The organism is Mageeibacillus indolicus UPII9-5 (assembly GCF_000025225.2).
Lineage (GTDB): Bacteria > Bacillota > Clostridia > Saccharofermentanales > Fastidiosipilaceae > Mageeibacillus > Mageeibacillus indolicus.
On record NC_013895.2, the window covers coordinates 188,244 to 213,928 of the forward strand.

General features: G+C 45.7%; 28 protein-coding genes. All 28 read left to right on the top strand.

Features of this window, described 5'->3' with window-relative positions; genetic code table 11:
* Positions 1-121 precede the first annotated feature (121 nt).
* The 28 genes from alr to rpmC all read left to right on the top strand — a co-directional run bounded on the left by alr (position 122) and on the right by rpmC (position 25,680).
* Complete coding sequence (gene alr / locus HMPREF0868_RS00810; protein WP_012992809.1) at positions 122-1,282, top strand: alanine racemase; 1,161 nt, start codon at positions 122-124, stop codon at positions 1,280-1,282.
* Positions 1,283-1,688: 406 nt separating this feature from the next.
* Positions 1,689-2,066, top strand: coding sequence for a VanZ family protein (locus HMPREF0868_RS00820; protein WP_041705653.1), 378 nt, complete (start codon positions 1,689-1,691; stop codon positions 2,064-2,066).
* Positions 2,067-2,164: 98 nt separating this feature from the next.
* Positions 2,165-3,277: a PucR family transcriptional regulator gene (locus HMPREF0868_RS00825; protein ID WP_012992812.1), complete on the top strand. Its 1,113-nt coding sequence runs from the start codon at positions 2,165-2,167 to the stop codon at positions 3,275-3,277.
* Positions 3,278-3,541: 264 nt separating this feature from the next.
* On the top strand, positions 3,542-4,222 hold the full coding sequence (gene ftsE / locus HMPREF0868_RS00830) for a cell division ATP-binding protein FtsE (RefSeq protein WP_012992813.1): 681 nt from the start codon (positions 3,542-3,544) through the stop codon (positions 4,220-4,222).
* A gap of 8 nt (positions 4,223-4,230) precedes the next feature.
* The gene (gene ftsX, locus HMPREF0868_RS00835) at positions 4,231-5,124 is read left to right on the top strand and encodes a permease-like cell division protein FtsX (protein WP_012992814.1); all 894 of its coding nucleotides are present in this window, start codon (positions 4,231-4,233) and stop codon (positions 5,122-5,124) included.
* Between the two features lie 125 nt (positions 5,125-5,249).
* The gene (locus HMPREF0868_RS08740; RefSeq protein WP_012992815.1) at positions 5,250-6,605 is read left to right on the top strand and encodes a murein hydrolase activator EnvC family protein; all 1,356 of its coding nucleotides are present in this window, start codon (positions 5,250-5,252) and stop codon (positions 6,603-6,605) included.
* Positions 6,606-6,766: 161 nt separating this feature from the next.
* Positions 6,767-8,170 (top strand): S41 family peptidase, encoded by a 1,404-nt coding sequence (locus HMPREF0868_RS00845; protein ID WP_012992816.1) that lies wholly within the window; start codon positions 6,767-6,769, stop codon positions 8,168-8,170.
* Positions 8,157-9,017, top strand: coding sequence for a class I SAM-dependent methyltransferase (locus tag HMPREF0868_RS00850; protein WP_012992817.1), 861 nt, complete (start codon positions 8,157-8,159; stop codon positions 9,015-9,017). The genes HMPREF0868_RS00845 and HMPREF0868_RS00850 overlap by 14 nt, the downstream gene beginning before the upstream one ends.
* A gap of 150 nt (positions 9,018-9,167) precedes the next feature.
* Positions 9,168-10,136, top strand: a complete 969-nt coding sequence (hslO, locus tag HMPREF0868_RS00855; RefSeq protein WP_012992818.1) for an Hsp33 family molecular chaperone HslO — start codon at positions 9,168-9,170, stop codon at positions 10,134-10,136.
* Between the two features lie 402 nt (positions 10,137-10,538).
* Positions 10,539-12,422, top strand: coding sequence for a hypothetical protein (locus HMPREF0868_RS00860; protein WP_012992819.1), 1,884 nt, complete (start codon positions 10,539-10,541; stop codon positions 12,420-12,422).
* 642 nt (positions 12,423-13,064) lie between these two features.
* Positions 13,065-14,414 carry an electron transport complex subunit RsxC gene (gene rsxC, locus HMPREF0868_RS00865; RefSeq protein ID WP_012992820.1) on the top strand — a complete coding sequence of 450 codons (1,350 nt, stop codon included), beginning with the start codon at positions 13,065-13,067 and terminating at the stop codon, positions 14,412-14,414.
* A 3-nt stretch (positions 14,415-14,417) separates the two neighbouring features.
* Positions 14,418-15,455: an RnfABCDGE type electron transport complex subunit D gene (locus HMPREF0868_RS00870; protein ID WP_012992821.1), complete on the top strand. Its 1,038-nt coding sequence runs from the start codon at positions 14,418-14,420 to the stop codon at positions 15,453-15,455.
* Between the two features lie 10 nt (positions 15,456-15,465).
* Entirely contained in the window at positions 15,466-16,047 is a 582-nt protein-coding gene (locus HMPREF0868_RS00875) for an RnfABCDGE type electron transport complex subunit G (protein ID WP_012992822.1), read from the top strand.
* Positions 16,048-16,049: 2 nt separating this feature from the next.
* Positions 16,050-17,027 carry an electron transport complex subunit RsxE gene (gene rsxE, locus HMPREF0868_RS08615; RefSeq protein ID WP_012992823.1) on the top strand — a complete coding sequence of 326 codons (978 nt, stop codon included), beginning with the start codon at positions 16,050-16,052 and terminating at the stop codon, positions 17,025-17,027.
* Positions 17,028-17,621, top strand: coding sequence for an electron transport complex protein RnfA (locus HMPREF0868_RS00890; protein WP_012992824.1), 594 nt, complete (start codon positions 17,028-17,030; stop codon positions 17,619-17,621).
* A 13-nt stretch (positions 17,622-17,634) separates the two neighbouring features.
* A complete protein-coding gene (locus tag HMPREF0868_RS00895) occupies positions 17,635-18,486 on the top strand; it encodes an RnfABCDGE type electron transport complex subunit B (protein ID WP_012992825.1) in 852 nt (283 codons plus the stop codon).
* Between the two features lie 237 nt (positions 18,487-18,723).
* On the top strand, positions 18,724-19,812 hold the full coding sequence (locus HMPREF0868_RS00900; protein WP_012992826.1) for an SPFH domain-containing protein: 1,089 nt from the start codon (positions 18,724-18,726) through the stop codon (positions 19,810-19,812).
* A gap of 84 nt (positions 19,813-19,896) precedes the next feature.
* Positions 19,897-20,397: a TM2 domain-containing protein gene (locus HMPREF0868_RS00905; protein WP_012992827.1), complete on the top strand. Its 501-nt coding sequence runs from the start codon at positions 19,897-19,899 to the stop codon at positions 20,395-20,397.
* A gap of 314 nt (positions 20,398-20,711) precedes the next feature.
* On the top strand, positions 20,712-21,023 hold the full coding sequence (rpsJ, locus tag HMPREF0868_RS00910) for a 30S ribosomal protein S10 (RefSeq protein WP_012992828.1): 312 nt from the start codon (positions 20,712-20,714) through the stop codon (positions 21,021-21,023).
* 82 nt (positions 21,024-21,105) lie between these two features.
* Entirely contained in the window at positions 21,106-21,741 is a 636-nt protein-coding gene (gene rplC, locus HMPREF0868_RS00915; RefSeq protein WP_012992829.1) for a 50S ribosomal protein L3, read from the top strand.
* 21 nt (positions 21,742-21,762) lie between these two features.
* Positions 21,763-22,386 carry a 50S ribosomal protein L4 gene (gene rplD / locus HMPREF0868_RS00920; protein ID WP_012992830.1) on the top strand — a complete coding sequence of 208 codons (624 nt, stop codon included), beginning with the start codon at positions 21,763-21,765 and terminating at the stop codon, positions 22,384-22,386.
* Positions 22,386-22,739: a 50S ribosomal protein L23 gene (gene rplW, locus HMPREF0868_RS00925; RefSeq protein WP_012992831.1), complete on the top strand. Its 354-nt coding sequence runs from the start codon at positions 22,386-22,388 to the stop codon at positions 22,737-22,739. The genes rplD and rplW overlap by 1 nt, the downstream gene beginning before the upstream one ends.
* A 25-nt stretch (positions 22,740-22,764) precedes the next feature.
* On the top strand, positions 22,765-23,592 hold the full coding sequence (rplB, locus tag HMPREF0868_RS00930) for a 50S ribosomal protein L2 (RefSeq protein WP_012992832.1): 828 nt from the start codon (positions 22,765-22,767) through the stop codon (positions 23,590-23,592).
* A gap of 14 nt (positions 23,593-23,606) precedes the next feature.
* Complete coding sequence (gene rpsS / locus HMPREF0868_RS00935) at positions 23,607-23,885, top strand: 30S ribosomal protein S19 (protein WP_012992833.1); 279 nt, start codon at positions 23,607-23,609, stop codon at positions 23,883-23,885.
* Positions 23,886-23,908: 23 nt separating this feature from the next.
* Complete coding sequence (gene rplV, locus HMPREF0868_RS00940) at positions 23,909-24,385, top strand: 50S ribosomal protein L22 (protein WP_012992834.1); 477 nt, start codon at positions 23,909-23,911, stop codon at positions 24,383-24,385.
* Positions 24,386-24,395: 10 nt separating this feature from the next.
* Positions 24,396-25,064 (top strand): 30S ribosomal protein S3, encoded by a 669-nt coding sequence (gene rpsC, locus HMPREF0868_RS00945; RefSeq protein ID WP_012992835.1) that lies wholly within the window; start codon positions 24,396-24,398, stop codon positions 25,062-25,064.
* Positions 25,064-25,483, top strand: a complete 420-nt coding sequence (gene rplP, locus HMPREF0868_RS00950) for a 50S ribosomal protein L16 (protein WP_012992836.1) — start codon at positions 25,064-25,066, stop codon at positions 25,481-25,483. Before rpsC ends, rplP begins: the two co-directional genes overlap by 1 nt.
* The gene (gene rpmC / locus HMPREF0868_RS00955; RefSeq protein ID WP_012992837.1) at positions 25,480-25,680 is read left to right on the top strand and encodes a 50S ribosomal protein L29; all 201 of its coding nucleotides are present in this window, start codon (positions 25,480-25,482) and stop codon (positions 25,678-25,680) included. The genes rplP and rpmC overlap by 4 nt, the downstream gene beginning before the upstream one ends.
* Positions 25,681-25,685 lie beyond the last annotated feature (5 nt).

Below are 25,685 nucleotides of genomic sequence, written 5' to 3' on the forward strand. Positions count from 1 at the left end.
AGACTGAGCGGCAAACTAAGGTACAGATATAACCGACGGGAGCATGGCCTAAACTAGGAGCACGTAGGAGAACGGCCAAAACGGCGGAAACATATATAGCACAAAATTGGGGGCGTAAATTTTGCAAATTGAACAATATCATACAGTTTCGAACAAGCGTGATCGTTGCTGGGCGGAAATAAGTTTGGCCAATCTGGCGAATAACATAGCCAATATTCGCGCCGCGATTGCTCCGCAAGTGAAAATAATGGGCGTTATTAAGGGTGACGCTTACGGCCATGGTGCTGTAATGACGGCACGCACCATGATTGATTGCGGCGTGGAGTATTTGGCAGTGGCGACAGTTGACGAGGCCTTGGAGCTGCGCGGCAACGATATCAAAACACCGATTTTGGTCCTCGGCTACACCGATGTAAGTCGAGCGATGGATATAGTAGCGAATGATTTGACGCAAACAGTGTACGAATTGACGCTGCCGGAGGCGATGAGTTTGGCGGCAATAAAATTGAATAAAACTGCCAAAATACATTTGAAAATTGAAACCGGTATGGAACGCATAGGAATCCCGGCAGATGAGCACTTGATTGAATTTGCCAAAAAATTATACGCTTTGCCTAATGTGGATGTTGAGGGAATATTTACTCATTTTGCCACGGCCGATGAGGCAAAATCAGATTTCGTAAAACTTCAGTTTGAACGATTTAAGAAAGCTACAGAAGTCCTTGCCACGGCCGGTTATTATCCTCGATATCGTCACTGCTGCAACAGCGCGGCAATTTTGCGCTATCCGGAATACCACTTGGACATGGTACGAGCCGGCGGACTTGTCTATGGATTTGTGCCGGATTTTTGTCACGTACAACCCGGGCAATATAAACCGCTAATGAGCCTATATGCTAAGGTAGTATTGATCAAAAAAGTGGCAAAAGGAACTTCAATCGGTTACAATCGTCGCTTTACCGCTTCGCGTGACATGTGGGTAGCCACGATTTCGGTTGGATATGGTGACGGCATAGCTCGTGCATTGAGCGAAAAGCTGCAAGTCTTACTTGCTGGCCACCGCGTGCGGCAAGTTGGCAACATTTGTATGGACTTATGCATGATTGATATCACTGATATAGTTGATCAAGTTAAGCTGGGAGATCAGGTGACCGTGTTCGGCGCGGCAGCAACAAATTCGATGACAGCCGATGAGTTGGCGGCCTTACAAGGAACAATTAATTACGAAATTACGATAAATATTAATAAGCGCGTGCCGCGATTCTATGATTCAATATGCTAATAGCATTTGCAAATGATCAAAAAATGCAAAAGTTTTATGCTGCTTTTTTAGGCCTAATCCTTCTCTCTTGTGTAATGAGTACACCTGTGCTAGCTGATTCAGATAAGTGTCCCTCTACTTCTGATATAGAAGGAAAGGTAGTTTTCTATGAAACAGTTAATTAAAGTCTATCTGAAAAAAGTTATTACGGAGATCAGCCTGATTACCTTTACCGTACTAATACTATATTTCCTTGATAAGTATATTTTTAGTGATCTTATGAGCATTGGCAACGTAAGTCCTACTTTAGAAACTCCATTTTTTTTCGGTAACATTGCTCTTGGCCTTGTTAATTATTTTTCAAGCTATTTCCCATATTCTATATTATAAAGCCAGAATTTGGGCAATTATCTTGTGGGTGGCAAGTTTGGTATTATTGGTGGATTTGCTCGTGTTTCGCCCGGGACCTCAAGCTGAGGGAATAGAATTAAACCCTTTTGCGTTTATTCAAGATTTTTTTAATGATAATATATCAATTTATATAACTATAATAAATTTTGTTCTGTTTTTACTGATTGCATTTACCGGGTGCTTGGCAATGGGCAAATGGTCGTTGTACAAAGTTATCGCATTTAGCGCAGGGCTGGGTTTGGCGATCGAAGTTATACAACTATTGACGGCACGGGGGCTGTTTTCATTAGCAGACTTTTTACTTTATACTTTAGGGGCTTTTTGCGGTGGATTTATATTTGTGGTAGCACGGCCGATTTTTCAGCGCCTAAAGATTGTCGAATCAATAAGGTAATGTACAGCAATTTGTCCCTGACATAACTACCAAAAAGCAAAGTTATGTGATATCATAATTTATGCATGATGACGTGTTGTGATTTGGGAGGTAATGCGATGGAAAAAATGATCAGATGTGTGGAGAAAGCCGCGGAATTTACCGGTTTGGTATGTGGCATAATCGACAATACAGGCAAGGTTCTGATATGTTCCGATGACAGCCTGACCAACAGTGACGATCATTTTGCTCGCGAGTTTTTGTTGAGCGGCAATGATTTTGCGGTTAGTGGCCGATCATGCTACCGATCATTTACGGACAGTTTAGGTAACGAATATGTCTGCTTTATGCAAGGTACTGATGATCACAGTCAGGCATATCTTAATTTACTTACCGGCTGGGTGAGCGAATCAATATACGATGCGAATACGGAAGTCAACCGAGAAGCTTTACTCAAAAACATATTGCTAGAAAATGAGTTGCCGGGAGATATTCCTCTCAAAGCACGCGAATTCAAAATTCCATACGCGGCTCGCCGTGTGGCCTTGTTGGTTCATCTACCGCATCAGACCCCGATGGAAAACTTGAACGTTTTGCGCCAATTAGTTAACGATCAACGTACAGATTTTCTCTTGTCTATGGATGAGAGCAACGTTGTTGTATTGAAAGAGATTGCGGCCGAGTCATACAAACAGGTTGAAGGTTTGGCCAAGGATATTTTGGCGGCATTTAAAGATGCCGATCCGGAAAGTAAGATTTCAATTGGCGTCGGTATGCCGGCTGATACGCTGCGTGAATGCGCCAAATCTTATCGTGAAGCATCTTTGGCTTTGACGGTTGGAACGATTTTTGATCAGGAAACCCCGATAATGTATTACGACAAACTTGGTTTGGGGCGACTAATTTATCAATTGCCGGCGACATTGTGCTATATGTTTCTTGACGAAGTTTTTCCCAATGATGCTTATGAGAATCTCGATTCTGAGACCCTGCTGACCATCAATAAATTTTTTGAAAATAATTTGAATGGATCCGAAACGGCGCGGCAGTTGTTTGTGCATCGTAACACCTTGGTTTACCGCTTGGACAAAGTCCAAAAGATAACCAACCTCGATTTGCGCAATTTCGATGATGCTGTTTTGTTCAAATTGGCAGCGATGGTACGCCAATACTTGGAACGCCAGAACGGCCTTAACTATGACCGGGCCAACCGTTGGTGGCAACACAATTAATTCTGCTGAATCGATTCGGGAATAAGGTCGGAGTGTTGTTGAATATTGTTGGAACATTGTTAATAAGCCTTGATTCAATTTAGCCCGTACAAACCCGTCGACATGCCGGCGGGTTTTTTGATCCGAAAGCGGCTGAAAGTGGCTGAAGGCGGCTGAAAATAAATAATGTTATTAACTTTTAACTTTTTGGTTAATCTTATATGTTAGAATATACTGGACTGTTCCCGTTAATCGTACAAGCGGTATACGGTAAGGAGGATTATTTTGATAGAATTTGATAATGTTAGTATGTCTTACAATACGGCAAAAGAATATGCTTTGCGCAATGTCAGTTTTCAGGTCGAGAACGGAGAGTTTATATTTGTCATCGGGCAAAGCGGCTCCGGCAAATCAACCTTAATTAAGCTGATGAGCTGTGAGGAGCATCCCAATGAAGGCACTGTCACGATCGATGATTTGGATATACACAAATTACGTCGACGCATGGTTCCGTTTTTGCGCCGCAGCATTGGCATGATTTTTCAGGATTTCCGCTTGATTAAAACAAAAACCGTGTACGAAAACATAGCATTTGCCATGGAGATTTTGGGCGCGTCCAAACGGGATATCAGGCGTAGAGTGCCAATTGTATTGAGCATTGTCGGGCTTAAGGAAAAGGCGAATGTAAAGCCGAACGAGCTTTCCGGTGGTGAGCAACAACGGGTTGCGATTGCCAGAGCCATTGTCAATAACCCGATGCTTTTGTTGGCCGATGAGCCGACCGGAAATTTGGATCCGGCAACGAGTGAGTCGATTATGGCCATCTTGGATGAGATCAATAAAAACGGAACGACGGTAATTGTTTGCACCCACGATGTCAATTTGGTTAATCGCATGCAGAAGCGAGTCATTGAGATTGAACGCGGTTACCTGGTGCGTGACGCTAAACGTGCAACATACAAATAGGGGGCAATATGAAAATTCGGGTTTTTTTCCATTCAATCAAAGAAAGTTTGCACAATATCTTCAGCCATCCTTTGCTGACTTTGGCCTCGGTGACCACGATGACGCTCATGCTGACGTTGATCGGGGCTTTCGCGCTTTTCTCGCTGAATATTAATAGTTTGGTTCACCGTATTAGCCAGGAGCCGCCGGTAGAAGTCTTTTTGAAGCCTGGCGCAGATGAGCAGACGATGAATACTTTGGTGCAGGCGGTAGAAAATTACAAGGGAACTTTGAGTTATACAAAGAACACTTCAGATGAAAATTTCCGCAAGTTTAAAGAAAGTATGGGCAAGGATGCCTCTTCACTCGATTATTTCGACAGCAGTCTTATTCCGGCCTCGGTAGTCGTTAAGCTGAAAAGTCCAGAAGAAATCAATGGCTTTAAGGCGCAGATCGAAGGTGTTCCCGGGGTGGAAAGAATTGACTACAGTCAGACTATAGGTGATACCTTGATTAAGGCCAACCGTTGGGTAAATATCGGAAGTTTGGCTGTGTTTTTGGTGTTGTTCATCGTAGCTTTCTTTATCATCTCCAATATGGTAAGAATTTCGGTTTTTTCGCGTGGTACAGAAATCGAAATTATGAAATATATCGGTGCAACCAACGCTTACATTCGTATTCCTTACGTATTGGAGGGTGCGATTACCGGTTTGTTTGGGGCGATTATAAGTTGGATAATTCTATACTTTGCTTATGAAGCGATTTATATAAAGCTAATGGCCAACACAGATGTCAACAGTATATATGCGTTATTGAAGGTTGACTTGGTAGCTTGGAAAATTATGGTGATAACGGCGGCGATCGGAATGTTTGTCGGCATGTTCGGCAGTATTATGTCGGTACGGCGTCACGTCAAAGTTTAGTCTTGAACTTCAAATCAATTGAGGCGATTGAAGCGGTCAGCGTGCTTGGATTTGAGATTAAGCGCCGAACCGGGAGCAGTAAAAGGGCGCCGGGACGGCAGATGTAAAGGTGGACAGATTGAATTATGATAAACGGAATTGGGCATAAATTCGGGAAAAAGGCCAGATGTGGCACGGATGGAGCTGACTACGTGTCCGGCAAAGTAGGCCGTGCGTTCGGCAAAGCAGGTGTGATTTCGGGAATGCTCGCCAAAAGGCGTACTGTCATGCGTCTGCTGGTGGGTGCGGTTATGACTGCACTGATATTGACCTCCGGGCCTCAAACTATGACTGCTATAGATACGGCGACCAAAAGCAAGGAAATGGCGGGAGCCATAGAGGCGGCACGGAAAAAAGTTAAGGATACGGAAGCGGCCATTGCGGATATTAAACAACAGTCGGCCGGGATAAATCGAAAGCTGCACGATTTGGAACTGGAAAATGATGAATTGCGGGAAGACAAAGCCCGTCTGGAAACGCAAATAAAGGAAGCAGAAACGACATTGCTGCAACGTCAAAACGAGCAACTTGAGGCCGAAAAGCGTTTGGTTGCCAAAAGAGAAGAATACCAGCAACGCGTGGCTGCTATGTTTTATTTTAAGCAAAAATCGCCTTATGAGATTTTATTGGCTTCCAACGGCATAGAAGGATTTTTCAGCAACATCCGCATGATCGGGGCAATCGCCAAGTCGGACCGCAACATTATTGATGACCTGCAGTATGCTGAAGATCTCAAACGAGCTGCCACGGAAGTTGCCACCAAGACTCGAGACGAATTCAATGCTTTCCTTAAAGAAAAAGTGGCGGAAATCGAAAAGCTGCAAGAAGGTATCAGCGTGGCGAAAGATCAGGCCGGCCAGCTTTCCGGACTTTTGCAAAACCGAACTATGGAGCTGCAGGACGTGCAAAAGGATCTCCAACAAAAAGAAGCGGCGTTTCAGGCTTATCAGGCGGCCTTGTCAAAATATAAGGGGCAGATTTCTTTGTTGAATCCGGCTGGAAGTAATGCCGTTTGGCCCTTGCCGGCCGGGCGTCAAATTTCTTCGCCATACGGTTACCGAGCGTTGGGCTTTGATACCGCAAACGGTTACATGCACACCGGCACCGATTTTTCCGGGCCGAATGTAGCCGGCACCCCGGTGGTGGCGGCGTGGGAAGGGGTAGTCATGACGGTTCATTGTCCCTATCCCGGACGTATGACGGCACCGGATGCAAACTATGTCCAAATCAGCCACGGCGGTGGTCTGGGTACCGGTTATTGGCATTTGCTGAACACTGCTGTTTCGCCGGGACAGCATGTGGCTAAGGGACAGGTCATCGGGTATTGTGGGTCAACCGGAATGTCGACCGGGCCGCACCTGCATTTCGAGGTATATGACGAGAAGAATCCGAAACGTGGTATTCGTAACACGATTGATCCGATGCTGTACTTAGGTGGCTGAGTGTTAGGCGACATGGTGAGCCGCGGCAACAATTGGCGGCAATGCGACAGCAACCAATGTAAGTAGCAAGATGTGGATTAAATATTTATTTAAATTGTAGACCACCGGAAGTGATTATTAATATAATTTTCAGCCGGTGGTTTCAGATTGGAGAGCGGCAGATGGCAAAAATTCCTGATTCTGAGCATGATGCAGGCAAAAAAGTCAGAACAACAGCTGAAGCGGCAGCTGAGACAACGGCTGAAGCAGCAGCTGAGACAACGGCTGAGAGAAAAGATAAAACAGAACTTAAGGCCAAATCCAAAACCGAACGCAGATATTTAACTTGGGGTAGCCGCCCCGTGGCAATAATTTTAGCAGCGATTTTACTTTTGGAGATAGTTGGTGGATTATTGTTTTTCGGCTATGTTCACCACCGTGAGAACACCGGCTTCCAAGCCGTGGTCAGCCGCAATCCGGCTGCCGTTGCCAAATTGGGTCGTATATGGTCACTTTTGCAAAATAACTACTACTTGCCGCTAAAAGATGAACAGTTGTTTGAAGCAGTTTATGCCGGTTTGCCGAGTAACTTAGGCAGCAAATTCACTCGTTATATGACGAAGCAGGAAAATGAAGATTTCCGGCAGTCCATAAGTGGTGAATATTGCGGCATTGGCGCGACTGTCTCGCAAGCACCGAATAAAGAACTTAGCATAGCTGATCTCGTTCCGGACTCCCCGGCGGCCAAAGCAGGATTGCAAATCGGTGATATTTTTGTTCGGGTTAACGGCAAATCGGTGCAAGAATTTGCTGATGTGACTGCTTTAGCTCTTACCGTGCGCGGCAAGGAAGGTACAACTGTTGAGCTTGAAATGCGGCGACCTTCTCAAGCGAAAAATATAACTTTTAAGGTTGTACGCGGCAAAGTTAAAACAGTTGAAGTTATGGCAAAAATTTTGCCGACCGCTGATACATTTAATACCAAAATGGGCTATATCCGTGTGCGTGAGTTTACCGAAACCATGGCGGAACAGTTTATTCCGGCTTTAAAAAAAGTGGTGCAAGAAGGAGCAGAAAAGATCGTACTTGATTTGCGCAACAACCCCGGTGGAGATGCCGAAGCGATGAGCAAAGCCCTTGATGCAATTATGGAGGAAGGGCCGATCGCCACTATCAGGGGGCGTTATCACGGCCGAGCCTATCAGACGGAATGGAAGACTAATAAAGGAGCGATGATTCCATCTACAGTAAAATTTGCGATACTCCTGAACGGCAATTCCGCCAGTGCCTCCGAGTTTTTTTCCGGGGCATTGCGTGATCGCGGTCGAGCCAAATTGATCGGGACGCAAACATACGGTAAAGGCGTGGCTACCCAAACCCATGTTTTGCCGGACGGCTCAGCATTAAATATAACAACATTTCAATATATTCTGCCCAAAGGCGAGAGTTTGGACGGGGTGGGGCTGAGACCGGATATCGAAGTTACTCTGGCTCCTGAAGCACAACGCAAAAACGTTGAAACTTTGACTTTAGCGGAAGATAGCCAATTGGCGAGAGCGATCAAATATTTGCATGAAGGAAAATAACAATAACAATAGGTCAAAGGGAAATAATAATAACAACAGGTCGGCTTATGATGTTTTGAGCGAGTTCTATGACGCCTTTCAAGGTGGAAATGATGCCGAGCTTGTGAACATTGCTTTAGCAGAAATTAAAGAGCGGATTCCATGCGAACTTGACGGCCGTCGCTGCCGAATCTTGGACTGCGGTTGCGGTAGTGGGCGAGTTACCTTAGCTTTGTTGGCAGCCGACTATGCGGTCAGTGGAGTGGATATAAGCATGGAACAGCTGGCTATAGCGGAAGCCAAAGCGTTTGCTTTCGAAGATGAGACTTGGCTGAAAAAATACGGTGGCATGCCGGAGGAAGACGACATTGACGCTCGGCTAAAGGCCAGACACTATGCCTTTTATTGCGCCGATCTGGCAGATTTGGCTATGCCGGAGGCCTCGTTTGATGGCGCGGTTTGTTGGCTCGACACGGTTAATCATTTGTCGGTAACGAAGCGCAATTCGTTTTGGCATGGTTTGCATACGGCGGTTCGCCCGCACGGCTGTTTGATTTTTGACTATATCACTGACTCTTATATGCGACAAAATTTCCTCAACCAAGTTTATGTCGATACTTCCCCCAAGCATTATTTGGGTTGGCAAAACGATTATGTTTCCGGGTATAATGTCGCTACGATTGATCTTTTTCGCCGCAAATCGGACGGAGGTTATGAGCGTTTTACTACACGGATTGAGGAATGGGCGTTGGCGGCTGATATTTTAAGTCAAGAGCTTCAGGCAAATGGCTGGCAGGTGTTGGCAGATCGCCCTATCGGTCAAGACGGTCGACGCTTATGTGTGGCGGAACGCAGTGATACGGTATAAGAGCTGCCCAATATACGCAATATTTAACGGCATAACTTTTACAACACTTTAACACTTTTGCACTTATAGAACTTATAACGCTAAATAGAACTCATAAAATTTATAGCGCGTAAAGCACATGCAAGGCGGCAAGCCGAAGAGGTAGGAGATATGAATCCATACGAAGATAATCAGAATAAACTACAAAAACTGACTGTTGACGCAGAAGACAGCCACCAAGTGCTGACAGCTGCCGATGTGACAATATCCGGAGATCATTTGGTGCGGGCCACGGCACGAGGCGGCCATGTGAAATTAGCCGCTCTGCGAGCAGAAGGAACCGTAAGTAAATTGGTCGCTATCCATGATTTATCCCCTTTAATGGCCGCTGCCGCCGGACGAATGGCCATGGCAACGCAACTTTTGGCGGCTGACTTAAAAGATGAAACATCCACGATAACCAGTATTTTACGCTGTAACGGCCCGGTTCAAGGGATGACAATGGTTGCCGATTGCCATTCACGCGTGCGCGGAGTTGTGAAAAATCCCCATGTTAGCACGGCCGAAATCCGCCCCGGCAAGCTGGCCGTCGGAGCAGCTGTTGGAAAAGGTGAATTGACGGTTATTAAAGATCTTGGGCTGCGTGAACCATATGTTGGTACAGTAGAACTTCTTACCGGAGAAATTGCCGAAGATTTTGCGTATTATTTATTGACCTCGGAGCAAATCCCCGGTGTTCTCGCTTTAGGCGTAAAGATGAATGACCGAGGGGTAAGTTATGCCGGTGGCTTGTTGGTTCAGCTGATGCCCGGACATACGGAAGAAGACTTGGAATATATTGAAAAACGTGCTGGGGGAGGTTTTCCGGAGATAACCTTTTTGCTGGAGGAAGGCTTCAGCCCGGCTCAAATAATTGATTTGTTCATGGGTGATCCTGAGCTTACCTACTTAGACTGTCGCCCGATCAGTTATCATTGTCCGTGCAATCAGGCCCGGATGGAACGGAACCTGCTCACTTTAGGTCGTAGTGAATTACAGTCCCTTGCTGCCGACCCGGCCGGCATTGAGCTTTGCTGCCACTTCTGTGGGAAAAAATATCACTTTGCTCAGGCGGAAATCTCCGGTCTGCTATCTCGCTGACAACTTTTCCACTTGACTCAGCTTCCAGCTTCCACGTTTTCTTGCTTCTCTCGCCCCATTGCATCCATTTCCACGTATTCTTTGTGTGAGGCTATACTTCACCTTATCTAAATTTTGCCAGCATTTCGTTTCCATATGCAAAGCAACTAAAGCTGTTATAAAACTGAATAAATTTAGTGTTAATACCAAAGCAAAGGTGAGTTTACTGCGGCTAATTTTTTCTGTATAATATGCCAATAATTAGTTTGACGTGTTTGCGTCAGGAAAGATACTAAGCCTAAGTTTAAGCCTAAGATGTTTGGTGCTGGCCAGAATTAGCGGTTTAAGCCGTGGACACAGGCTTGATAGACTTGAATTTTGACTACTGACGCTTGCAAGTAGACTTAAATCTAGGAGGGTAACATGTTATTAAAAAAGATCTGCTCTATTTTCAGCCGGACACTAGCTGTCGGTATAGGGCTACTTACACTAGCAGCAGCGAGCTTGGTGGTAATCCGGGGAGATATTACAACAGTCGACGCTATTGAAGCTGATCAAGTGACGTTCGAATCGATTCAGAAGGATGGGGTGCCGCAGGAATTCACACATCAGGCTGGCAAATTTAACTTCACTGTTTGGGCTCAAACGATATCTGACGGCAATAAATACAGTCCTAAAGACTTAATAATTTACGGAAAAATTGGCGATCCCTACCATGCAGCCGACATTGGGATAACAAAATTTGACAGTTCCTACCTACTTCCCAATGAAAGATGTTATCTACTCTATAATTCAGGTATAAATGCCACGTTGAAATGGGAAAAAGCAAATTCCGGTGATGATCCGCAAAAATGGCAAGTTTTTAGGCTGGATAATGACAGTGTACCTGTTCGAGGCAATGAAGTTGAATTATGCTTGAACGGTGAAAAGTTTACTGTCAAGCTGGACTTGGTACCAGAACGCCCAAATGTTGATGCTTTGGATAAAGCCAATGTGGAACATATTAACGACTATGAGGCGGCCAAGACTGCTGGTATTGAAATGGATGAGACCACAATTGCGGCATATGAAGCTAAGCGCGGTGAGGTCGAGACGATGATTCAAAAAGTCCGTGACGGAGAAATAATAAAACAGCATGTAATCGACCAATTACTTCAAGAATTAAATGAAACTTTTGCGGCTATAATGCCTAAGCCGTTCCACCGTGAGCCATTACGAAAATTGGCCGTAGACGCCAAAAGCAAAATTGATCAAAACGGTAAGAAAAACAAGCGCTTTACTAAGGCTACTTTCGAACCATTTATGACTGCATATGCTGAGGCGGTTAAACTGCTGAACACCCCTGACTTAAAAACGATTCTTGTACCTCACCATGCCGATCCGGCTACGACTCATCGCGATTTCAAGCAGACCGCTACTAATTTAACTAACGCTATGGCCGCTTTGCAGACAGAAGACTATGTGCCGACCGATTTGCGTGAACTGAAGGCTACCTACATTGCGGCTATTGCTAAAATGCCGGCTGCAGGTAAAGGGTTTAGTGAGCCCGGACGTACGGAATTCCTTGACCAAATTGCACTGGCGGAAGATTTACTTTTAGGCCGGGCTGTCTATACAAGTATGGCTGAAGCAACTCAAATGAAAAATGATTTAACCTTAAAAATGAATAATTTGGCTGAGGTTGATCTTGACCAAACAAAAAAGATCACTTTGAAAATTCGTTATCTCAAACCGGCGAAGAATGCCGTATCTCCGTTATTACAAGAGCCGTTTAAGGATGCAAATGATAATATTATCGAGGACGCGAAAGTCTTTGTTACCGGTAGTGAAGTCAGTTTGAAAGTTAATGAATTACGCAAATTTGACGGTTATGTACCCGCTGTTTTTCATTTGAACGGCGACGATGGCACATTGAAATTGGTACGAGTTCTAACAGATTTACAAGGCAACGCTAGAATTAGATTTAAGGCGGTGAATACTAATTCAACCAATACATCCGATTTGGATATTTCCTATGTTAAGGGCCAAAGCTTATCTATGCCCTCGGTTAAAGACGATGACAAAGAAAATGATGGCACTAAAGGCGGTGCTGGCTACTTCGGTCTAGGTTATTACGCAGGGGAAAAAGCCGGTGAAATAAAATTCCTTCCAGAGACCGAGGAATGCCTCACAATTGCGAGAGATGATGTTCCTTCTACTTCTGCCTGCAGTCAAATTGATAGGGGTAATGCTGAAGCAGCAACAATATTAAGTTCATTGATCGGTGTGGTCGCAACAATTTGCGGTTTATCTGATTTTGGCATTTAAATTTATCTATTCCGCGTAATCGCCTGACAACATGGATGAAAACACAGATAGAGTAAAAACGGCAAACGGCCTGACATTAAGTCGGGTCGTTTACTTTTAGTAATAGAAACTGAGAGCACGAACTCCCCTGAGAGTGAGAGTGGCTGTTAATGCGGCTGCATAATGGCTGCGGCTGTAGAGTAAATCACAACACCGAACGAACTCGAATTGCTAAGATCAATATGATGGAACAATTTCTCAACTCAATTCATCCCCCTCACCTGCAGAAGTTAAAATCGACTAATTTTTAAAAGATATGTTAATTTTTTAGCTGTAATTTGTCGCTTTGCACCAATATAAAAAGTTCAAAGTCCGGATATATATTTCAGCCGAGTTTGATTAAAAGCAAATATTGGACAAGATAGTGATATTAATCACATTTTTCGCGAAGAAAAGATCCGAATGAAGGTATTGAGATAAGCGAAGCAAAATTTATTGATAATGTTAGCTTGTGCAAACTGTACAAAAAGAACGCGGTTTACAAGAGTTAGCTTAGGCGAATTTAGCCGAATTTGTTGCAATGAACCACGTATGTTTGTAAAATTAAGCTTGAAACAAGATTTATAAAAAAATACGGAAACAAACGAATGAAGGAGGCAGAATATGAGTCCATTTTTGAGAACTCAGGCCTCGGGTTTGAAGCGTTTTCATGGCGGTGTTAAACCGAGCCATGCCAAGGGAACGAAAAACTTATCGGTAGTGGAAATGCCCATTCCGAAACAAGTGATAATTCCTATGGGGCAACATATCGGTGCGCCCTGTGTACCGATCGTAAAACCCGGTGATCAGGTAAAAAAAGGACAGGTGATAGGGACATCGGAAGCCTTTGTATCGGCACCGATTCATGCTTCAACCTCAGGTAAAGTTAAAGCAGTTGGCCCGTTTGTGGGTGCTACCGGAGCAAGAATGACGGCTGTCACCATAGACTGTGACGGAGAAGATGTGTGGGATGAAACAATAACTCCTCCGACTGTTACATGCCGCGATGAATTTATAGCGGCCATACAACAATCGGGGCTAGTAGGCCTAGGTGGAGCCGGATTCCCGACCCATGTTAAATTACGCGCACCCAAGGACCACCCGTTTGAAATTTTGGTCATTAATGCAGCGGAATGTGAGCCTTATCTTACGGTTGACTATCGTGCTATGCTCGACAATACCGATAACCTTTTGGCCGGTATAGCGGCTGTAACCAAATATCTTGATATTCCCCGCGTTGTCATTGGCACGGAGGACAACAAAAAAGATGCGGTAACCAAACTCTTGCAAGCATTGCGCAGCGAGGCCGGTGATGCAATAAACGCTGATGTGGAAATTATGGCTTTGCCCTCACGCTACCCACAAGGCGCAGAAAAAACGCTTATTTATGCTGCAACCGGACGACGGGTTCCGGCTGGGGGGTTACCTGCCAATGTCGGTTGCGTTGTCATGAATGTGACGTCAGTTGCCTTTGTCGGTGATTATTTACGAACCGGCCACCCGTTGGTAGCCAAAAATATCACCGTTGACGGAGATATAATTGCGCATCCGCAAAATATTCGTGCGGTAATTGGTACCCCGATTAAAGATATCGTAGAATTTTGCGGTGGACTAACCGGTGAACCGTCCAAAATTTTAATGGGTGGGCCGATGATGGGACTCGCCATTTCATCCCTCGACCAACCAATCTTAAAAAATAACAATGGCTTATTATTTTTCTCAGAACGCATGGTTAACAACGGCCCGGAAACCGATTGCATTCGCTGCGGACGTTGCTCACAACATTGCCCGATGAATCTCTTACCCAAACGGATTATGGATACGGTTAAATTCCAAAAATATGCTGCGTTGTCGGCGACCGGCGTGATGAACTGCATCGAATGCGGCAGTTGCGCTTATGAGTGCCCTGCACATATTCCGCTGGTACAGTACATGAAATTGAGTAAAGACTTTATTAAGAAGGGAAAGCGATAAGCCATGGAAGAAAAATTTTTGAATGTTTCAGTTTCGCCCCACCTTCACAGTCCGGTCACTACGACAAGATTAATGGGCGATGTTTTGATAGCGATGGTTCCGGCATTGATATACGCCGTTTGGCTGTACGGATTCAGCGCATTATTGATGACAGCAGTCTCGGTAGTTGCTTGTGTTTTCTTTGAATGGTTGAGCCGCCGCATAATGAAACGACCCGGGACAATCGGCGATTTAAGTGCAGCGGTTACCGGCGTTCTGCTAGCGTTTTGTCTGCCAGCCAACATGCCACTATACATGGTTGTCGTCGGGGATTTCGTGGCGATTGTAATTGCCAAACAATTTTTCGGCGGCATCGGTATGAATTTCGTCAATCCGGCATTGATCGGCCGTATTGCTTTGTCGGTGTCGTTCGCCAAAGCTGTGGCTGGAGTACCTAAGTTGTCACAATCGGCGGCGGCAGTGGCGGCCGGATTTACGGCCGGTGATGCCGTTTCCTCCGCTTCTCCTATGCAGATTATGAAAGGCCTTGTTATGGAGGGCCATCTGAACGATATTTCACAAGCTAACCTGGTAAATTGGAAAGGCGCAATACTTGGTCTGCACACCGGAAGCATCGGTGAAGTATCTATAATCTGCCTTCTCATTGGCTTGATCTATTTGCTGTGGCGCGGAGTCATTACTTGGATCATTCCGGTAATTTATGTTGCTTCAACCTTCGTGCTCGCTCTGCTTTACAGCGGAAATATAATGTACGCCATAACTTCATTGCTGAGCGGCGGATTGTTTTTGGGTGCTATTTTTATGGCTACCGACTACACAACTTCACCGGTTACGCCGAAAGGAAAAACAATTTTTGCTTTGGGCTGCGGCTTTTTGACCGCTACTATTCGTTATTTCGGCGGCATGCCGGAAGCGACGGCCTACAGCATTGTAATTATGAATTTATTCGTCCCGTACATCAACGGAATAACGATCCCGTTACCGTTCGGGGTAATTAAAGTAAAAAAGCGCGACGCCAAAAAGGCCGCCGCCACGAAATGAGGTGAATGATATGCTAAAAATGAATCCTGTAGCTAAAGCAATCCTTCAGCCGACAATCTGTCTTTTTGTGGTGTGCCTGATTACTACCTTCCTGCTAGCTGTGACCAACCAAGCTACTGAACCGGTTATTGCCGCCAACACCAAGGCCACTGCCGAGCGCATTTACAAAGAAATGCTGCCGGAAGTTGAAGAGTTTACTGCGCAGACGACAGAACTTAACGGTAAAAAATACGAAGTCCAAGTGGGTAAAGCCGGTGGAAAAACTATAGGCTACGTTTTTAATACTCAGACTAACGGCTATGGTGGTCCTGTGGTTGTTTTAACTGCTATAAAAGCTGACGGCTCAATTGCCGGAGCTCAGATTTTGGAAATGCAGGAAACGGCCGGCCTTGGTATGAATGCTTCCAAACCGGAGTTCATCGACCAATACAAGGGAAAGAAATCTAAACTGCACGTAGTCAAAGACGGCGCAAGCAAGGATGATGAGATTCAAGCGATTTCCGCTGCGACAATAACCAGTAAAGCAGTTACGAAAAGTGTCAATACCGCGATGGATCTTTTTGCGTTGGTTAACGGAAAGGAGGCTAAGTAATTATGTCTGAAGGTAAAATAAGTCTAAAAGCGGAATTTACCAAAGGTATTATTCGCGAAAATCCTGTATTGCGCTTGGTTCTCGGTACTTGCCCGACTTTGGCAACTACAACTAGCGTGGAGAGCGCTTTCGGTATGGGAATGGCGGCAGCCATCGTTCTGGTTTGCTCAAATACGGTTATTTCGGCACTGCGTAAACTTATTCCTGACAAAGTCCGTATCCCGGCATATATCGTAATCATCGCTACTTTCGTGTCGATTGTTCAGATGTTGGTTAAGGCTTATGTGCCGGCCATAGATAAACAACTTGGTATTTATTTGCCACTTATCGTTGTTAACTGCATTATCCTCGGCCGTGCAGAGGCTTTCGCCGGTAAACACGGCGTTCTTGCTTCGGCAATTGATGGATTGGGCATGGGTATCGGTTTTACTTGTGCTCTGCTCTGCATGGGTCTGTTCCGCGAAATCTTGGGTGCTGGCTCCGTTCTGGGGCACAGCATTTTAGTCGGCGGTATCGAGCCGATTGCTGTTCTCGGCTTAGCTCCCGGCGGTTTCTTTGCTTTCGGTATATTGATGGCCTTGGCTAATCACTTGGCGGAAAAGAAGGGAAAACCTAAAGCTTCTCTAGATTGCTATAGCTGTCCTTTGAGTACAATATGTTCCGCCACCGGCGGTAAAGGTGTCGAAGCTTTGGCACCGAAACCGGCCAAACCGGTGCGTCCGGCTGCGGCTAAGCCGATCGGTGCTGCTGCCGCTCCTGCCGCGGCCAAACCTGCCGCGCCGACTGATCCTGCCGCGGCCAAACCTGCCGCACCGGCTGCTACAGAGGCCGTAACTGCAGCCCAAACAACTCGCCCCACTAACGAAACGGTCACCTCAGCTGCTACACCTGCTCCTACTGTTTCCCGTGAAGCAAAAGCTCCTGAAAGTGCATCTGCTCCGGCTACGCCAGTTAAATCAGAAGAAAAGGAGGCAAAGTAAATGTCTACCTCGTTGCTATTCATTTTATTTACTGCCATTTTGACCAAAAACTTCGTTTTGGCGCAATTCCTAGGCATTTGCCCATTCCTTGGCGTTTCCAAAAAATTGGAAACCGCCATGGGCATGAGCGTAGCAGTTATTTTCGTCATGGTGCTGGCTACGGCGGTTACTTTCCCGATTAATCAATACATTCTGGAACAATTCCACATGACCTATCTCCAAACACTGGTCTTTATTTTGGTCATTGCCGCCTTGGTTCAGGTAGTAGAAATCGTCCTAAAAAAATTCATGCCGCCTCTTTACCAGGCTTTGGGCATATATTTGCCGTTGATCACCACCAACTGTGCCGTGTTGGGTGTTGTTTTGTTGAATTTGAAAGAAAGCTACGGCTATGTTCAATCTCTGGTCAATTCCTTCGGTGCGGGTGTCGGATTCATGCTTGCTCTGTTCATTTTCGCCGGAGTCAGAAGACATCTTGAGACGACTAATCCGCCCAAATTCTTGCAAGGCCTGCCGATCGTTCTGATCTCAGCATCATTTGTTTCTATGGCTTTCCTAGGCTTTGCCGGAATTATCGATAATATTTTCAAATAAAGGGGGAAGAATTATGAACGGATTAATTAGTGTTTCAGTTTTGGCTCTTCACCCAGTTTTGTTAGCCGTTATTCTGGTTGCTGCGCTTGGCATTTTACTCGGATTGGGCATTGCTGTGGCTTCGTATTTCCTCGCAGTGAAAGAAGATCCTAAAGCGGCCGAGCTGGTGGAAATCCTGCCCGGTGCTAACTGCGGTGCGTGTGGTTTTTCCGGCTGTGCTGGATATGCAGCTGCCTTGGCTTCCGGAAAAGAAGTCAACTGCGGTTTGTGTGCGCCTGGCGGAGCGAAAGTTGCTAAGTTAGTTGCTGCCTGCATGGGTACCGCGGCCGGGTCTGTAAAGCCGGAATGTGCTCAGGTACTTTGCCAAGGTAATTGCAACAACATGAATAAGGCTTTTGACTATGCAGGCATACAAACATGTGCCGCAATGTCTTTAGTTAGCCACGGTCCCGGGGCCTGTGATTTTGGCTGCCTTGGATTGGGCGACTGTGCGGCCGCTTGCCCGTTTGATGCTATTCGGGTTATTGATAATTTGGCGGTTATTCGCTCCGACATGTGCAAAGGTTGCAAAAAATGCGTTTCCGTTTGCCCGCAAAAAATCATCAAAATGTTCCCACGTGAAGAGAAAAAGGCAACCGTATATTGCAACAACCAAGACAAGGGACCGACAGCGAGAAAAGCCTGCAAAACCGCATGTATTGCTTGTGGTGCTTGCGTGCGCAGCTGCCCGCAGAAAGCGATTGAAATTGTTGACAACCATGCGGTTATTGACATCACAAAATGCACTGGCTGCATGACCTGTGTCAATAAATGTCCGACTTCAGCCATCTTGCCACAGCTGATTCCGGCCGCCGCAGAAGAATAAAATAACCGATTTTTCATTCGTTCGAGTGAAAGATTCAGTTGCACCAAATCCTCCCCACAATCTTTGTGAGGGGGATTTTTTGCGCCTGGATGATTTTGCCTGCACGGTCGGTCGCACCAAACAAGCTCAAAAAATCCGGAACTTGACGTATTGTTAAAAAATAATCATAATAAATTCATAAATAATTTTCTGTATTTTTTTAATTAACTTAAAGACCGTAATGAGGCGAAACACTATATGGCAATAATTGATGTTGTACGTTTTGATGGCTTGAGAAACCGTGATTGGCTGGTATATAAATTCCCTTCAGATGAATTGGTGTACGGTACTCGTTTGATTGTTCAACAGGGGCAGGTAGCGATTTTGGTACGCGGCGGTGCCATTGCGGACATGTTTTCCCCCGGGGCCTATACTTTAACGAGCGAAAACTTGCCAATTTTAAAGGCTCTGGTCAACCTTCCCTACGGCGGACGAACTCCTTTCAGTGTCGAAGTTTATTTTATTAATACTTTGGTAAAGCTGGATGTACACTGGGGAACGAGCGACCCGATACAGCTTATTGATCCTAAATATCATGTAAAACTGAGAGTTCGCGCTTTCGGGCAAATGGGTATGAGAATTGTTGATGCCAAAGAGTTTTTCTCTCAACTCGTTGGGGCCATACCGTTCGGCGACTTGGTAAAAATTGATAAAATAAATGAGTATTACCGCGGTATTTTGGTGATTAAGGTCAAGGCGGCCATCGCCGGGGCGATAATAGAAGCCAAAATTTCCGCTCTGGATATTTCAACTCAACTTGAAGCCATTTCGGCAAAAGTCAAGGAACAAATAAGCTCCAGTTTCTTGACTTACGGCATGACAGTGGTCAACTTTTTTATCGAATCAATCAATTTCCCGGATGAAGATTTTGCTCAAATTAATAAGCTTTTAGAAGATCGGGCAGCTTTTGAAATCATGGGTGAAGAACGTTACTTGACTAAGCGTGCGCTTGATGTGTATGAGGGTGCAGCCAATAACAAAGGCGGAACAGCAGGAGCTTTTGTTGCTGGCGGACTTGGCCTCGGTGCGGCACTCAACCTTGGCGCGGCAATGCAAAAAAGAGTTGGCAATCCGCTTGACCCGGGGAAATCAGCCTTTTGCACCACTTGCGGAGCTAAGCTGCCACCCAAAGCCAAATTTTGTGCTGAGTGTGGAACTAAGGTTGTTGCGGTATCAGCGTTTTGCGAATGTGGAGCTAAGCTTAGTAAGACAGCTAAATTCTGCCCCGAATGCGGCAAGAAGGTTGGTGGTGAAACGAACGAGCCTGGACAGGGTGACCCGACATGAGATGCAAAGATAAGAACCTGAGTGTACGCGACTTGCGCTAGATTTGCGTGACAGGCAGTGCGACTATTATTTGGAGGTATAGTCATGAACGTTAACAGATGTCCTCAATGCGGTGCTTCAATAGGCGTAGGCGAGGTTGAATGTCGCTATTGCGGCGAACGGTTTTCTCCCAATGCGAGACAGCAGACTTGGCAACCACAATCTCAACAATCGCAAGGACAACAAGCCGGCTTTACTAATGGAGCTACATATACAGGTGCAGGTAGCCAAGGACAGCCACAAATTGTTATTCAGCAAAACTTCGGCGGCGGACCAACAGCCCCTGGTGTCGGCTACGGCTACGGCTACGGTGCCTACCCGATGTGGCCACAAAAAAGCAAGCTGGCAGCCATATTATTAGCATTTTTCTTAGGTGGCTTGGGTGCACATTGGTTTTATCTTGGCCGGAGCGGCAAAGGAGTATTATATTTCTGCTTGCTTTTTGTTGGAGGACTTTCTATCCTTTTGGCTTTTATCGATACAATTGTATTTATTTTAACTGATAGAGAAAGATTTGAAATGAAGCATCAAGTGCGTTTAAGCTAACCCTGCGCCAAATTGCGTGGTTACCGAACAAAATTTTTTCAAAAGCCTACTGGACAAAACCAAGAAAAAGATATAAAATGGGCAAGTACGTTTTGTACATCGATGATATTGGAGATTGCTGATTCAGCTCTGCGTACGAATCAGGTAACTTCAATTGAGAAGCCGGATCAGGAATCCGACGCCCCAAAACGCAGCCGAGATTGCTAATATAGCCCGGGGCTGCTTTCCTAAGGAAAGGACGACCGGGTTTTATCATGCGGCAATAAGAAACGCCCGGCGAGGTTGTTGGGAGCAGAAACCCATAGGAGGAAAAAATGGCAGTAAATCAAAAGATTAGAATCAGACTTAAAGCGTTCGACCACAATTTGCTTGATCAGAGCGCGGCACGAATCGTTGATACGGCAAAAGGCACCGGAGCAAGCGTGTCCGGCCCTATCCCGCTTCCAACTGAGAAAGAAATTACGACAATTCTGCGTTCGCCGCATAAACACAAGGACGCCCGCGAACAATTCGAATTGCGGATCCACAAACGCCTGATTGATGTTTTGGCACCTAATCAAAAAACGGTTGAATCTCTGATGAAATTGGACATTCCGGCCGGTGTAAACATTGAAATTAAGCTCTAATCAGCTTTATTATCCGGCAAATGCCGGCGGGTCAAGTTCGCCACCTTTAAAGGCGAACCAATAACCATGGAGGTATAGATAAATGGAAAAGTTCATGCTTGGAAGAAAAGCAGGAATGACCCAACTGTTCGATGAAAACGGCGTAGCGGTTCCGGTTACCGTCATTGAGTGCGGTCCGGTGCAAGTCGTTCAAAAGAAAACAGTTGAGGTTGACGGTTACAGCGCCGTAAAGGTCGGTTTCGCAGATAAAAAAGAAACTGCAGTTAATAAACCGGATCTTGGTCAATTCAAAAAAGCGGGCATCAGCCCTAAGCGTTTCCTGAAGGAATTCGTAGTTGCCGAAAACAATGAGTTTGCTGCCGGACAAGAGTTGAAAGTCAGCGATTTCTTTGCAGTAGGAGATCGGGTAGACGTCAGCGGTGTATCCAAAGGTAAAGGCTACCAAGGTAACGTGAAACGTCATGGCCAAAAGGGCGGTCCGCAGGCACACGGTTCCAAATACCATCGCCGTGTCGGTTCAATGGGTCCTAACACTTGGCCTGGCCGTGTGTTTAAAGGCAAGAAAATGCCGGGACAGATGGGCAATGTTAACGTTACAGTGCAAAATTTGGACGTCGTCCTTGTTGACGGTGAACGCAATATTATCGCATTGAAGGGGGCAGTTCCCGGCCCACGCGGCGGTTATCTTTCGATCAAAGAAACCGTCAAAGCAAAATAACGGTGAAGGAGGAGCATTCTAATGGCAAAAGTTGATGTATATAACCTCGATGGTGCCGTAATCGGTCAGATTGAGCTTTCCGACGCCGTTTTCGGCATAGAACCCAATCAATCGGTTATGCATCAGGTTGTAAAAAACCAATTGGCAAATCGCCGTCAAGGCACCGGATCCACCAAGACCAGAAGTGAAGTTAGTGGTGGCGGCAAGCGTCCTTGGCGTCAAAAAGGAACCGGTCGCGCACGTCACGGTTCAACTCGCTCGGCACAATATGTAGGCGGCGGAATTATCTTCGGGCCAAAACCGAGAGACTATCACTACACTGTATCCAAAAAGGTTCGCCGTCTGGCGATTAAATCCGCTTTGTCGACGAAGTTGCAGGAAAAACAGCTGATCGTGGTTGAGAACTTTGAACTGGCTGAAGCAAAAACAAAGAATTTTGTAACAGCTCTCAAGAAATTAAACGTTACCGATCGCGTGCTCGTTGTAGAAAACGAGAAGAACGTCAATTTGGAATTGGCGGCCCGCAATATCGCCAAGGTACAGCTGTCTCGTGCCAACACGATCAATGTATTCGATTTGTTAAAGAACGAAGTACTGTTGATTTCCAAGGCGGCAGTAGAGAAAATCCAGGAGGTGTATGCGTAATGAGAACCCCACAAGATATCATCATTAAGCCGATTATTACGGAACGTACTTCTATGGATGCCGCAAATGGCCGCTACGCTTTTGTAGTAGCTAAGACTGCGACCAAACCCGAAATCCGTCAAGCCGTCGAACAGCTTTTCGAAGTGAAAGTTTTGAGCGTCAATACAGCTAACTATGACGGTAAAACCAAACGTGTTGGAGTTCACGTCGGTACAACCTCCGCTTGGAAGAAAGCGACGGTAAAAATCGATATCGAACCCAAGGATGATAGCTTCTTAGTAAAAGGTGGCAAACTTTCCACTAATAGTAAGAAGTATAAGACCTCAATTGAAGATTTCGGCTTCATGCAATAACGGTCATTGATAAGGAGTGAGAAATATGCCAGTAAAAAGCTATAATCCTACTTCTCCTGCCAGACGTAATATGTCAGTCGCTGATTTTTCTCAGTTGACCAAGAAAAAACCGGAGAAGAAACTTACGGCAACCAAAAGCAAAAGCGGTGGTCGTAACTCATATGGAAGAATAACCGTTCGCCACATCGGCGGCGGAAACCGCAGAAAAATCCGTCTAATCGACTGGAAACGCAATAAAGACAATGTTCCGGCCAAGGTTGAGGCACTAGAGTACGATCCGAACCGTACCGCACATTTGGCTCTGCTGCTGTATGCTGACGGCGAACGCCGTTACATCTTGGCTCCACAAGGGCTAAAGGTTGGCCATAAAATCATGAGCGGCGTAGAAGCTGATATCCTGCCGGGCAATAGCCTTCCTTTGGATAACATTCCGGTAGGTACGGAAATACACAACATTGAAATGAAACCCGGCAAAGGTGCCCAAATGGTGCGTACCGCCGGTGGAGTTGCACAACTGATGGCTAAAGAAAACGGCTTTGCACAAGTTCGTCTGCCTTCTGGTGAAGTTAGAATGGTGTCTGTTCTTTGCCGTGCCACAATCGGAACTGTCGGTAATTCCGAACACGAAAACGTTAAACTCGGTAAAGCCGGTCGTAAACGTCATCTTGGCGTTCGTCCGACCGTCCGTGGTGTTGTTATGAACCCGAACGATCACCCCCATGGTGGTGGTGAAGGTAAGTCACCTGTCGGTCTGCCGGGTCCTGTAACCCCCTGGGGCGTTCCGACCTTGGGTAAAAAGACACGCAAGCACAAGAAGCTGTCTAATAAGTATATTGTTAAGAGAAGAAAATAAGGGAGGATGACTAAATGAGTAGATCAGTTAAAAAGGGTTACTTCGTTGAAGAATCCTTGATGAAAAAAATCAACGACATGAACAGCCGTAATGAAAAAAATGTCGTAAAAACCTGGTCACGGGCATCTACCATCTTCCCCGAGATGGTAGGACATACGATCGCTGTTCATGACGGGAAAAAACATGTTCCGGTATATGTAACTGAGGATATGGTCGGTCACAAGCTCGGTGAATTCGCTCCTACCAGAACCTTCAAAGGTCACGCCGGTTCAGATAAGTCTTCGGGCAAATAGGGTTTTGAGAGGAGGAAAAATAATTGGAAAAGAAAGTTATGAGCAAAGATTATATGCTCAACAATCGCGATGAAATTCTCGCAAAATATAACACCGCCAGATCCAAATCCCGCAAAGCTCCTTTGCTCACTAAGAAGGAACGAAAGGTTTTAGGAATCGGTAAGGATCAAGGCTTGGCCACGGCCAAAAATGTTCGTATTGCCCCGCGGAAGGTTAACATCGTTATAAAGCTGATTAAGAACAAGTCTTTAAACGAAGCTTTGGCGATTTTGCAGTACACACCTAAAGCTGCTTCGGTTGTTTTAACTAAATTGTTAAAGTCAGCTGAGGCGAACGCCGTTAATAATAACGAGCTTAACAGTGACAATCTGTATGTAACTTCCTGTTTTGCCAATCCGGGTCCTGTTCTCAAGCGGATTATGCCCCGTGCCCGCGGCAGCGCCAACCGGATTAACAAAAGGACTTCACACGTAACAGTAGTCCTTAAAGAGAAAAAGTAAGGAGGACATCATGGGTCAAAAAGTTAATCCTAACGGCTTTCGCGTCGGCGTAATTAGAGACTGGAATACCAGATGGTATGCCGATAAGAAAGATTTCAGTCGTTATCTGGTACAAGACAACAGTATTCGTAAGTTCGTTAAAAAAGAGTGTTATGTAGCCGGTGTTTCAAGCATTGAAATTGAACGTAAGGGCGATGACCGCACGGAAATTACTATTCACACGGCTAAACCGGGCATCATTATCGGAGCCAAGGGCGCCGGTATCGAAGCTCTCAAGAAAAAACTTTTGGCGGAGTTTGGCATCAATTTCTTCATCAACGTCTTGGAAGTAAAAGGTGTTGACACCGATGCTCAATTGGTTGCGGAAAATATTGCCGCTCAACTGGAAAAACGTATTAGCTTCCGTCGGGCGATGAAACAAGCGATGGGTCGCGCCATGAAGACCGGAGCAAAAGGAATTAAAACTCAGGTAAGTGGTCGTATAGGTGGGGCAGAAATTGCCCGTACTGAGCACTATCACGACGGTACCATCCCACTTCAAACTTTGCGCGCTGACATCAAATACGGTTTCGCTGAGGCCGATACCACTTATGGCCGCCTTGGCGTTAAAGTTTGGATTTACAAAGGTGAAGTTTTAGCCGCCAAAAAGCAAGAAACTAAAAAAGGAGGTCAGGCCTGATGTTACTCCCGAAAAGAGTTAAATATAGAAGAGTTCATCGCGGTCGTATGACCGGTAAGGCTACTCGCGGTAACTTCGTTTCTTATGGCGAGTACGGCCTCGAGGCCTTGGAGCCTTGCTGGATCAAGTCCAATCAGATTGAGTCCGCTCGTATTGCTATCAACCGTCACCTCAAGAGAGGCGGTAAAGTGTGGATAAAGATTTTCCCGCACAAACCGGTTACCAAAAAGCCTGCTGAGGTTCGGATGGGTTCAGGTAAAGGTTCGCCTGAATTCTGGGTAGCAGTTGTCAAACCGGGAAGAATTCTGTTTGAAGTTGCCGGTGTGTCTGATGAAGACGCAAAAGAAGCATTGCGTTTGGCATCTCATAAACTGCCATGCAAGACAAGAATTGTTAAAAAGGAGGTCGCTGCACAATGAAAGCTGAAGATTTACGTAAGCAATCAAAAGAAGAATTAGAGCAGGAGCTCGCAGCTTTAAAAGAGCAGCTCTTCAAACTGAGATTCCGTCATGCTACAAAGCAGTTGGAGAATCCGGTTCAAATCCGCACGGTAAAACGTGACATTGCTAGAGTATGTACCGTTTTGCGTCAATTCGAGCTGAATGCTGATAAATAAGGAGG